8 protein-coding genes and 1 riboswitch are annotated in these 11,822 nt (G+C 43.5%); of the genes, 1 reads left to right on the forward strand and 7 read right to left on the reverse strand.

Annotated elements, in window-relative coordinates:
* Positions 1-48: 48 nt before the first annotated feature.
* The 6 genes from QF041_RS04645 to QF041_RS04670 all read right to left on the reverse strand — a co-directional run bounded on the left by QF041_RS04645 (position 49) and on the right by QF041_RS04670 (position 9,202).
* Positions 49-315: a CD3324 family protein gene (locus QF041_RS04645; protein ID WP_307412453.1), complete on the reverse strand. Its 267-nt coding sequence runs from the start codon at positions 313-315 to the stop codon at positions 49-51.
* 432 nt (positions 316-747) lie between these two features.
* Positions 748-1,410, reverse strand: a complete 663-nt coding sequence (gene tenA, locus QF041_RS04650) for a thiaminase II (protein ID WP_307412455.1) — start codon at positions 1,408-1,410, stop codon at positions 748-750.
* A 113-nt stretch (positions 1,411-1,523) separates the two neighbouring features.
* Positions 1,524-1,620: riboswitch (TPP riboswitch) on the reverse strand.
* Positions 1,621-1,826: 206 nt separating this feature from the next.
* Positions 1,827-4,499, reverse strand: coding sequence for an endo-1,4-beta-xylanase (locus QF041_RS04655; RefSeq protein ID WP_307412457.1), 2,673 nt, complete (start codon positions 4,497-4,499; stop codon positions 1,827-1,829).
* Positions 4,500-4,859: 360 nt separating this feature from the next.
* Positions 4,860-5,711 carry a BglG family transcription antiterminator LicT gene (gene licT / locus QF041_RS04660; RefSeq protein WP_307412459.1) on the reverse strand — a complete coding sequence of 284 codons (852 nt, stop codon included), beginning with the start codon at positions 5,709-5,711 and terminating at the stop codon, positions 4,860-4,862.
* 17 nt (positions 5,712-5,728) lie between these two features.
* Complete coding sequence (locus QF041_RS04665; RefSeq protein WP_307412462.1) at positions 5,729-7,171, reverse strand: glycoside hydrolase family 1 protein; 1,443 nt, start codon at positions 7,169-7,171, stop codon at positions 5,729-5,731.
* Between the two features lie 72 nt (positions 7,172-7,243).
* A complete protein-coding gene (locus tag QF041_RS04670) occupies positions 7,244-9,202 on the reverse strand; it encodes a beta-glucoside-specific PTS transporter subunit IIABC (RefSeq protein WP_307412464.1) in 1,959 nt (652 codons plus the stop codon).
* Between the two features lie 336 nt (positions 9,203-9,538).
* Between QF041_RS04670 and QF041_RS04675 the strand changes: the two genes are divergently transcribed.
* Positions 9,539-9,922: a hypothetical protein gene (locus QF041_RS04675; protein WP_047843165.1), complete on the forward strand. Its 384-nt coding sequence runs from the start codon at positions 9,539-9,541 to the stop codon at positions 9,920-9,922.
* A 70-nt stretch (positions 9,923-9,992) separates the two neighbouring features.
* Here QF041_RS04675 and QF041_RS04680 read toward each other — a convergent pair whose 3' ends face one another.
* A complete protein-coding gene (locus QF041_RS04680) occupies positions 9,993-11,732 on the reverse strand; it encodes an ABC-F family ATP-binding cassette domain-containing protein (RefSeq protein WP_307412466.1) in 1,740 nt (579 codons plus the stop codon).
* Between the last annotated feature and the right edge of the window lie 90 nt (positions 11,733-11,822).

An 11,822-nucleotide genomic window follows, 5' to 3' on the forward strand; every position in this document is an offset into this window, starting at 1 on the left:
CGCTAAACCGTCGATGCGACGAGTTAGCGGATTTCATTAGTTCCTTGATTAGTTCTTTGTATAGACTATTTTCTTTATGCTTTCGCAGGACAAGAAATACCGATCCGCCAACTCCTCTATCCTGACTCCATTGCAGAATAAGGATTTAATCTCAGCGTTTCGAGCAGAGACCCTGCTCTTGCTCTCTGTTTTCTCGCCCCATTTTAGGTGTGCCTCTTTGGGTTTTGGGATATAAACCAATTCCCCTTGAACGTATTCTTGAATGATACGTAACAATTCTTCCGGAAAAATAGACTCGGCTTTTGAATATTTCATGGGCCTCACTCCTTATTTAATAGATCAATAAGGTGCAAAGCCAGTTAGTAGAATATTACGATTCGTCGTTGGCAATGTGATTATTCCCGGGCTCTATGCAAAGCATTGCCATATCCTTCACTGGCTTTGCATAGAGCCGTGCATGTAAGAATCCTACCCCGATTGTTTTCAATAGCCTCACCTCCAGAAAATAGATAGTTGCTATTTGCTTATTATATCAGAGCTTGTTGTTCAAATGTTTAATCATGTATTTTTGGGCTGACACGTTCTGATTATTCGCTGTACTCACCTCGAATATTTGTTCGCTTTGCGTATTCTAGTTATTTTCCATATATACTCATTGCATCACCGCACTCCCTATTCAATTCGAGCTTTTATGTCCTCTTAATGTTTATGGACGCTGCTCTCTAATTGAATTAACTACCAGTGAACTTAAGGCTCCAGCCTCCATGACATCTCCCAAAAATCAAGCTCAAAGCGACTGCACATCACGAAAATATCCTCCATCCGTTGGTATGTTCCCTCGCTACAGCCTTCTAATAGCTTATCCGTTAACGTCACTAGGGATTGATTGTTGCTGTTGTATTCAGAGGAAGCATATCCTGTGATCCACTCTCCATAAAAAGGATGATCAGCTGCACCTGGCTTTTGAGCAAGGACTTGACCAATCTCTGCATAGCTCCATGAGCAGGCTAGAATGGATACAAGTACTTCTGCTATGCCACCCGCTTGGGAAACAGAGAGCATATAGTTAGTATAGGCTGCATTTTTCAGTGCAGGTTTTACCTGAAAAACATGATCCTCTGTAATTCCTAATCGCTCCATATAAGAACGGTGAATTTTCATTTCACCATTCAGGATGTTATCTACGTTTTTACTAAAAAACTGCATCAATTTGGGGTCATGCGACTTGACGATACCCAGTGCAAATACGCGGGCATAATCGAACAGGTACAAGTAGTCTTGCAGCAAATAATAACGAAATTGTTCAACCGGTAAGGAACCATCTCCGATCCCTTTAACAAAGGGATGCTCAAGACATTCATTCCACACAAGCTGTGCTGCCTGATATAGTCTCTCTGAAATAGTCAACATATGTTCCTCCAATTCATAATGTACGTATTTAAAAACAAAAAAACGAAACATCCATAGGATGTTTCGCAGATAAATACACTAAAACAAGGGGGTTCGCATGAGCTACCCAAGTACAGCGTTTCATCGTTGCATCCCTACGTTGGCATTATCCAAATCAGGTAAGGTCGGTTTACACCCTCTCAGCCGGTTAAGGCTCCCTCGCAAACGGTTGTATGTAGTTGATTACTTTCTTATCCACATAAAAGAAAAAATAACATCCATTTAGTATATCAAGGGCTGTTAAATATAGTCAAGGCAGATTGTATCGCCCCTCATCACCTTTGGTGACGTATGTAAACGATGAAAACCATCACAACAATGGTTGAGTTTTAGCCACTGTTATGATGGTTTCTATTCTTGCAACTACTACGAATGGTTTAATGCCCGAGTTTGTTCTTTCCGACAAAAGTGAGTATTCCGTACTGGGAAGTGTTTCTCCAGCTCTCATTGGTCGTATCATTCCATTTAGCTACGCTCTGCTTACCTCCGCCCTGGTTGTCGTTAATTTGAAGCTCGAAACCGAGAACATTTCCTGTTTTGGGCATCAGTGAATGTAACTGGATTCGGGCTTCTACGAGATATCCTTTATTTGTTTTCTTCACAGCACTTACAAGGCGTCCAGGTGAGGCACCCCCTGCAAAGGTTCCCACATTGTCTGCACTGATTCTGAACTGGGCATCATCATATTGAAAATACGGTGTGCGCTGGTGATTCTCGTCCAGGAAAATCTCAACCGAATCCTGATCCCATGGGTTGATACTATCTGTGATGATGTTTGGATCAGTGACGTCGATCAGCAGGTATAGATACTCACCTGACCACATAGCGCGAGCCACTGCCTCTGCACCTTCGCTCTGGTTCAACCGTTTTACTTCAAATGGTGCAGCCTTATTCCATGATGTGTCTTTCTTCCCATCAATCTGAACAATCCCTTGCACAGCTTGTGCAGATTTGGGCATAGGGGCAAGCTGAATCACGCCGTATTTGCTTGTATCCTGTTCCTGAGATTGTGTTCGATCATTCCAGTACAGTGGATTATAAGGTTGTGTCCCACTTGAACCGCCATCAGTCACACGGATATCCAATCCGGCTTCATATTCTGATCCGACTTGGATACCACCCCACGGAATGGACAATTCAACCTGATATCCGGCTTTGGTCTCGCGTACACGATATGAACGCTTCTCCACGCCCTCAGCTTTGCCCGACCGCTTAATGATTACGTGTCGGTCATCTGCTTCATATGAGGTGGTCTTGCCATTATTGAGGTCAACAAAGATATCTACTCTGTCATTCACATCTGTCTTTGCATCCTGAACATCCACAAGGATATACAGGTTACTATGATCCCATAAGGTGCGGAAACTGGCTGATCCCGAAGAGTCACCCTTCAGTGGAGTAGACACCGCTTTGTTCCAGAGCGGATCTTGTGACTGTTTTTTGATATCCGGTTTACCCGAAAGTGAGACGGCTCTCTGCGTCAACACAGGCAAGCTGGATTCATCCACGAGTCCCCAGTATGCTTTTTTGGCCTTCAGGGCTGAATCAAACAGCATAGCCTGGTTGTTGTAAGACTTCTCATCTTGGAGTCCCCATAAGGTAACAGAAGAAATGTGATCTTTGTGTTTTTTGTACAAATCCAACAGTTCCTTATATCGATACGCCTGCTTTACCGCGACTTCATCGGACATCTCTTCACCAAATGAAATCCCGCTATCAACATCCAGTTCCGTGATCTGAATATCCAATCCAAGTTCGGCGAACATGTTGATTGTTTTTTCAATTTCCTTGATGGGCGGGGATTCCAGGTTATAGTGGGATTGTAAACCCACACCATCGATGAGCCCTTTCTCTTTCAGTCGTTTGACCAACTTATACATATGCTCTCTTTTCTCAGGGATTTCCGTGAAGTATTCGTTGTAATATAATTTGGCATCCGGATCGGCTGCACGAGCGAATTCATAGGTTTTCTCAATGTAATCCGGACCGATTAGTTCATAAAAAGGACTTTTACGTAAACCGTTGGCATCACCATTGCTATCCGCAATCGCCTCGTTTACCACATCCCAGGCATAGATCTTACCTTTGTATCGGGTCATGACGGTTTCAACGTAATCCTGAATCCGGGCAAGCAGTAATTCTCGACTCGCAGGGTTACCCTGAGGATCCTTGAACATCCACTCTGCTGCATCAATATGCCACAACAACGCATGTGCGCGTACGCCCATACCATGCTCCTCGGCGAACTGAACATATTGATCGGCTGCCTCGAACTCATAAACACCTTCGGAAGGAGACATGTACTTTGGTTTCATCTCGTAGGTTGCGGTCAAGCTGTTAAAGTGCTTTGTGAGCAGTTGTCCATATGCGCCTTCCAACTGCCAGCGATACACCGCTGCACCAATGGGGAAATCATCTTGATACAGGTCCTTCAGAGACAGAATCCCTTCTTCAATCTCCAGTTGCTCGGCCAGAGTAAATGATACATCATCCACATAGAACGATAACGTATCTACGCTATCTTCAGAGATGTAGGGTGTTTCGATGAACAAATTCAATTCAGTGGGATCATCGCTATACTGAAATTTTCCGGTGATCTTGTGCCATGTATTCCATTCTGTTTTGGCAATTTTCACGCTACCGATTGGGTTCCAGCTTTCGGCAGTTGTTTTTTTATATGTGGTGAGCTGTAGTGTTTGATCCGTGGTGGGCTCCTGAGTAAGTCTTACATATGCCGCAATTTCGTACTCTTGGTTACGCTTAAGCAGATCCTTCATGGATAACATCGGTCCATGATAGGAACGCTCACGGTTGGCGACCAGCATACTGGACTGACCTTCGTGTGCTTCCTGCTGTGTCACTGTCAGCCTTTCGTTACCTGTACGTGGAGTCCATCCCTGAAGTGTACCGTCTTCAAAGTTTGTGCTCAAATGACCTCCCTCCACTTCCGCAACTGCCTTGGCTGCATGTGAGACATTCGAAAATGGAAGCAGGGCGAGTACCAGCACAAGAACCAAGGCTGTTATATTCCATTGACCTAACCGTCTCATACAATTCCTCCTCTTGATTTGGTCTAAGTATTTCTGAACGGATTAACATCCAGATAAATAGATTATAGCTCTTTGGATAGCGCTTACATATAACAAATTTCCAATAGTTATAATAAAAGTTATCTTTTGGTAATTGTGAGTTTAGGAAACTGGAGTTCGTTCGCGTGGAATATTAAAAAAGCCGCTACATATTTGCAAGAATAAAAGACCGTTTCCCGATAAAATACGAGAAAACGGTCATAGTTAGAAAGTTCTTTTTTTCTATCTGTTAACAGACATATAAACATGCTAGAAATCAAGCATCAGATATTCAAAGAATCGCTTTCCCCAAAAATAAGGGAATATAACTTTAACTTTGTTTTATAATCGTCCCTCGTCACCCTGTTCCTCCTGCACAATTCGAGCAATGTGAATCATCAAATATAATAATTCCTCGTTCGATATGGAGATATCCAGCATATTCTGCACGTAGGTTTTGATCATCTCCGCGCATTTGTATTCAAGCGGATGCTCCTTCACCATGTGCTGAAAGATGAAATCTTTCGCCGAATTGCCCAGACGTCCTTCTTGTAAACGCTGGATGAAGAATTGCAAATGTGTGACAAGTCTCACATAATGGATGGAATTTTTGTTCAATTGCATATCAAAGGTGTATTGAATCAGGTTAAAAATATCTTTTAACATCTTAACGGATTGCATCGTGCGCTCCATATTCTGTTCATGCGTTTGGGCATTCACGAAATGAAAAGCGATATTCCCTGCTTCTTCTTCCGGCAGTTCGATACCCAATTCTAGATTCAGCATCTGAACGGCTTCAAGGCCCAGTTCGAATTCGACAGGATGAAACCTCTGGATCTCCCATAACATGCGATTCTGTAATGCTACACCTTTTTTCCATCGTTCAATGGCAAACGACAAGTGGTCCATAAGCGTAAAGAAGATTTGGTCGTCAAGAGACAGCTTTTCTTTTGCATTGGTAATCAGTTTGTTTATGACATTCACATGTTTTTCTGGCATGTTTTCGATGGTTCGTACGTAAGCCTGGGCAGACGGATTATTTTGCAGAATGAATCGTTTCTGGATATGCTCCTCATCGAGTCGCTCGCCGACTTTGCCTTTGAATGCCAACCCTTTTCCCATGACAATCATCTCTTGTCCCTGATCATCTTTGGTCAGAAGCAAGCTGTTATTTAATATTTTGATTACTCTCATGAATTCATCACGATCCTTTATTCTTTCGTGACCGCCTGATCCGAATTTCCGATACATCTGCCATTCTGTTTAATGACCTCTTGATACCAAGAGAAGCTTTTCTTCTTCAAACGCTTCAAGTCTTTCAGATCCTGTTCACCGCGGTTTACATAGATCATTCCATAACGTTTTCCATACCCCTGATGTGTGCTTACCACGTCAATAACGGACCAAGGGCAATAACCAATCACATCTACTCCATCTGTTAGAGCCAGTCTGATCTGTTCCAGATGTTTCTCGATAAAATCAATCCGGTACGTATCGTTAATGGTGTAATCTGCCTCCAGTATATCTGGGGCTCCTATACCATTTTCCGTAATTAGAATCGGGAGACCATATCGTTCACATACCTTACGCAATGTCAGCCTTAGGCCAACCGGGTCAATGACCCAGCCATATTTCGTTTTTTCCGTATAAGGATTCTCCGCCGCCCGGTATACTCCCTGCTCGCCAAGCATAATTTGCTGATCACCCCCACGAGCTGTAACATCCGACGCATCGCCCATACTGGCGGCAATGGTTGCCGTCGAATAGTAGTTGATTGCTACCAGATCGGGGCGGCCAGACCGGATATCTTCCATGTCACCCTGCTCAATAACCGGCTCGATGCCGCGTTCCTGTAAATAACTCCAGAATAATGGATTATACCGTCCCCACACCGATAAGTCGAGAAACCCCCATCCACGAATCGTCTCCCAGTTATGTGCAGCGATTGCATCTGCTGGTTTGGAAGTTGCCTGGTACATGGAAGTCATGTTTAATGCAGGACCAATCTTGCCTTGCGGGAGCATATCATGAAATAGTCGCATCGTTCTGCCTTGAGCTACGAACATGTGATGATTTTGCTGATACAGTTCCTTACTGGAAGGCAGGCTTCCGCCTTTTGGTGTACCAATAGCACCTGGATGGAGAATCATCGTATTTTGCTCATTAATGGTCAACCAATATTTCACTTTATGCCCGTAATGCTCAAACAAGATACGCCCATACTCGACGAAGGCATCGATCGTCCCCCGGTTGTTCCATCCTCCGGTTTTCTCAAGCTCGTAGGGTAAGTCGAAATGGTACATGGTCACAATGGGCTCAATACCATGGAGCAGCAATTCGTCAATTAATTGGTGATAAAAATCGAGTCCCTTCTCATTAACAGCCCCTGTGCCTGAAGGCAAGATTCGAGTCCATGCAATTGAAAAACGATATGCTTTGAGGCCCAGCTCTGCCAAAAGCTTCACGTCTTCTCTGAATCGGTGATAGTGATCGCTCGCAACTGTGAAATCGGCGGTCCCAGCCGGATGATCACACATATCAATGACGGACAGGCCTTTGCCATCTTCGTTCCAGGCTCCCTCCACTTGATAGGCCGAGGTAGAGCCTCCCCACAGAAATTCATTGGGGAATGGTTTGATGTGTTGATATAACATCTCAAGCACTCCTTCATTTTAAATATTGATCATGATATATGACGGACCATATGAAGTATCGTATTACGTTTGTTACGAAAGGTGGATAATGGTTGCTCCAACCTCCACAGGACTCTGCTTCTCCAGCTTAATATCCGAGAAACGATCCGAATTGGCGATAATGATCGGGGTTATGACTTCATACCCTTCTGCCTTGATGGCATCGATATCAAAGCGGATCAACAAGTCCCCCCGTTGTACGCGATCCCCTACTTTAATGGAAGAGTCAAAATGTCTCCCCTTTAGGTTGACGGTATCCACTCCAATATGAATGAGCACCTCTTCTCCATCATAACCGTTTAATTTGACCGCATGTTTGGAGTCCATGAAAGCCGTAACTTCACCTGCGATCGGTGCATACAGTTCTCCTTTGGCAGGAATAATTGCAGCGCCCTTACCCAGTAATCCCAAAGAGAAGACATCGTCTGGTACACGGTCTAGATGGACTAATTCCCCTTGCATCGGGCTGGCGATTGTAAGTGGGCGTAATTCATTTTGGCGTGGTACATTTGCATTTGTTTTTGCAGCATACTTAGTGTCTGGGGTGTTGTCTTGAACAGGCTGCCCAGAAAGCGTCTTGTCATCGTTAACGTTGGAATTGTCTTCTTCTTCATCGTCCACTGGATCTTCAAAACCAATGATCCATGTCAGAGCAAAGGTAACGATAAAAGCGATCAGACAAGTCACAATGGCATGAACGATGTTCATCGGATTGCTTCCAATGAAGGCAGGTAACGCGGCAAGACCCGGAGAAACGAAGGCATAACGTACTAATCCGGTCAGACCAGCATATATCCCTGCTACACCACCACCAATCATTGCGGCAATTAAGGGTTTCTTCAGTTTCAGCGTTACACCATACAAGGATGGTTCCGTGATGCCCAGTACGGCGGTGAAACCGGATGAAGCAGCGAGCTGTTTCAGTTTTTTGTTTTTTGTTTTTAATGCTACAGCAAGGGTGGCCCCACCTTGAGCAATATTGGACGCGAGCATTCCCGGACCGTTGATCATTTCATATCCATTTTTGGTTAGTTGGCTAGTTGCAATCGGTGTCATCGCCCATGCAGTGCCTGTTACGATCAGGAATGGTTGCAAAGTTCCCATTAACAAAGGAATCAGCCAACTGGCTCTGGCATTAATCGCTTCTGCACCCATGGCAACCAGATCATTCAGGTACGTTCCGAAAGGTCCAATCGCCACCAATGCAAGTGGTGCTGTAATCAATAGTACAATCATTGGTTTCGTGAAAAATTTGATCATTGAAGGCGATACCCGATCCGCGAAACGTTCAATATAGGACATGAGCCAAACGACGATAATAATCGGCAGCACGGAGCCCGCGTAATCGGTTAGTCGAACTGGAACACCGATGAAAAACACGTCTTTTCCTTCCGCCATCAGGGCGCTCCATCCCGGGTGTAACAACACGCCGGCAACTGTCATCGCCAGAATGGGACTAGTTTCAAATTTAATGGAAGCTCCATAAGCCAGCAGAATAGGCATGAAATAAAAAGCCGCGTCCGCAATGGTATTAAGGATATAGTAGTTTTGGCTTTCTGTCGTTACAAGGCCTGTCAGCACAAGTACAGCTAATATCGCTTTGATCATACCCGCGCCAATGATTGCCGGAATTACCGGAGTAAATGTTGTTGAGATCACGCTGATGAATCTGGAGATCCAGCTCTGTTTTTGTTTTGGTCCGTTATTTTTGCCAGAATCCGATTTGGATTCCGCACTTCGGGTAGCCGAACCCATCTGCTGAGTGATAACTCGGTAGACCTGCTGCACCTCATTGCCCACAACGACCTGGTATTGTCCACCATTGTTCACAACAGTAATGACACCTGGAAGTGCTTTGAGTTTTTCTGTCTCCGCTTTGGAGATATCGTGCAGTTCGAACCGGAGTCGGGTTGCGCAGTGCGTAAGCCGAGCGATGTTATCCTTCTTTCCAACCAATTCCGTAATCTCTTGTCCCAACTTGCGATAATCCATACCATTGCCTCATTTCTGAATTTGGATATAAAAAAAGACCAAAACGATATGCCTTCCCCTACTCACATAAGGAAAATGCAAAATCATTTTGGTCATGCCTGCTTTACCAGTAACAGCCAAACACTGCTAATATTCAATTCGTTATCGATGTAAACGTTTACTGGATCATAATATCACACAATAAATTAGTTAGCAATCACTTTATTCGACATTTTTCTGCAAGTTAATTTGCTTGATTCGACTTGATCATTAGCGGCCTTCTATAGGCTTCCACCCATTCCCCTTCTCAATTGCCTACATACAATACATTAGACTAATGAACAGGAGTGATGTGATATGACATTTTTACCTCCTTTTGGACCTGGTGGAGGATTTGGCGGACCTGGGGGTCCCGGAGGACCAGGAGGACCCGGCGGATTTCCTGGTCCGCCATCGTTCCCCGGGGGTGGAGGCGGCGGACCACAAGGCGTGCAGGCACCTACAGGGCCGCCACCATCATTCATTCCACAGCAACCCGCTTCGTTATATGCGGTAGATCCAAGAGCCATATCCGGCTGTCTGTTTCGCTACACATATATTTGGCCGGATCGTGGTCCCGGCTTCTGGATGTACCCTGTATTTGTAGGTAGAAATTCGGTGGCTGGCTTCCGTTGGAATGGCTTCTTCTGGCTATACACCGGCATTGATCTGCAGCGAATCAGCTCGTTTAGCTGTTTCTAGAAGTAAATCCCCCTGTATGCGGATTAATCCACATACAGGGGGATTTAGATTTATGGAATATTCACCTTGTCTAAAGCAACTTAATCAGCTTTTCTAGCTCATCAACCAAACTCTTTGCAAGTTCAAAATTAGTATCTTTTAAAGCCAATTCAATTTTCATTTCAACAGACTTTTTCTTTTGTTCATTTTCTAGATAGTTTTCATCAAAATGACTCGCATAAATCATCTGTCTAAATTCTTCTATACTCATTTTACTAATCGTTTTGTCCTCGATAATTAAAACATAATCCATACCATTTACAACCGAATAGAAATCATGAGAAATCATGATAATCGCACCTTTGTAGTCTTCAATGGCTTTCTCCAATGCGATTTGTGTATAGATGTCTAAATGGCTTGTCGGTTCATCCAAGAGCAATACGTTGGCTTGACTGGCAGAAACTTTAGCCAATTGAAGCATGTTTTTTTCTCCGCCAGATAACGATTCAATCTTTTGATCAAGGATTTCTCCTTCAAAGCCATAGTTTGGAAGATACGATCTAATTTCATCATACGTTTGAAACCCGGAATCTATGAATTCATTTAGGATGGTATTCGAATCCTTTAACATTTCGCCTTGAACTTGAGATAAATAAGCTACCTTAACATCAGGATTGATTTCAATGGCATCCTGATTATTTTTAAAAATTTCTCGGAGTAAAGTCGTTTTCCCGGTACCGTTAGGACCGATCAGGGCTACTTTATCTGTTGATTTGATCTCAAAGTTCACATTTTCCAAAAGCAACTCGTCAAAGGAAACGCTATAGTTATTGACGTTAACCACAACGGTGTCTTCCATTTCCTTATCGATCCCAAAACGGATATTCGGCTGTTTGATATCGACAAATGGCTCTTTTATTCGACGTGCTTCCAATCTCTCTTGAAACTTGACTCTGGCTTTTAACGCTCTTCCTCTGGAAGCTTCCGAATTATACGTGGCGATCTCTCTAAGATTGTCGATGATGTGATCATATCTCTCAATTTCCTCAGCTTCAGCAACTGCGATTTCTTGCAGTTCGATCTTAGACTGAAGCAGTGAGAAGTTATAATCGATATATCGCCCGTCAAACTCTTGGAGCTCTGTGTTTTCTAGGTGTATGATTTTGTTGAAACAATGATTCAACAGATACCGGTTGTGCGTAACGACCAGCAGCATTCCCTTGTGAGAGTTAATCAATTTTTTAAGCGCGTTCAGGTTTTCAAAGTCTAGAAATACATCGGGTTCGTCCATAATCATGAAGTCTGGACGATTCAGCATTTCCTTCATCACTTGAATAAGTTTGAATTCCCCGCCGCTTACGGCGGATATACTAAGATCTTTGAGCTTCATGAGGTTGGCAAGGTTTAACTGTTTATTGATGTTTTTTTCGAAATTATCCCCATCCATCGCTTCGAAGGCATCCAAAGCCAATTGTAGCTTTTCCATCAGGGAATCCATATCCGATGTGGTGGCCATCTCCGCATAAATTGCTGTAATTTCATCTTGTATCTTGATGAATTCTTCTGCGATATATTCAAAAACGGTCATTTCTTTTGTTTTGTCTACTTGCAAAAACTGACTCACATACCCTATTCTGCAATCGGGGTCTATCTCTAACTTGCCCTCGAACAAATATCGTTCCGGATCCATCAGGATATCGATCAATGTACTTTTTCCACTTCCGCTTGTTCCGATAAAAGCACAATGTTGTGCCTCTTCAAACGTAAATGAAATGTTTTTATATAGTTCCTTTTGTGGAAATGAGAAGGATAAGTTTTCAACTTTTATCATAGTGTTACCTTTCTTTATAACTAAATTGGTGGCTAGTATTGAATATATTGTCGAACACAGACTTTTAGAGTAACACTGTTTACCACCAAG

Origin of the sequence: Paenibacillus sp. W2I17 (assembly GCF_030815985.1) — a bacterium.
GTDB lineage: Bacteria > Bacillota > Bacilli > Paenibacillales > Paenibacillaceae > Paenibacillus.

What these genes read in the sequence shown, in the direction of transcription:
- QF041_RS04645 (WP_307412453.1), bottom strand. Translation starts at nt 315, where the DNA reads ATGAAATATTCAAAAGCCGAGTCTATTTTTCCGGAAGAATTGTTACGT.
- tenA (WP_307412455.1), bottom strand. Translation starts at nt 1,410, where the DNA reads ATGTTGACTATTTCAGAGAGACTATATCAGGCAGCACAGCTTGTGTGG.
- QF041_RS04655 (WP_307412457.1), bottom strand. Translation starts at nt 4,499, where the DNA reads ATGAGACGGTTAGGTCAATGGAATATAACAGCCTTGGTTCTTGTGCTG.
- licT (WP_307412459.1), bottom strand. Translation starts at nt 5,711, where the DNA reads ATGAGAGTAATCAAAATATTAAATAACAGCTTGCTTCTGACCAAAGAT.
- QF041_RS04665 (WP_307412462.1), bottom strand. Translation starts at nt 7,171, where the DNA reads ATGTTATATCAACACATCAAACCATTCCCCAATGAATTTCTGTGGGGA.
- QF041_RS04670 (WP_307412464.1), bottom strand. Translation starts at nt 9,202, where the DNA reads ATGGATTATCGCAAGTTGGGACAAGAGATTACGGAATTGGTTGGAAAG.
- QF041_RS04675 (WP_047843165.1), top strand. Translation starts at nt 9,539, where the DNA reads ATGACATTTTTACCTCCTTTTGGACCTGGTGGAGGATTTGGCGGACCT.
- QF041_RS04680 (WP_307412466.1), bottom strand. Translation starts at nt 11,732, where the DNA reads ATGATAAAAGTTGAAAACTTATCCTTCTCATTTCCACAAAAGGAACTA.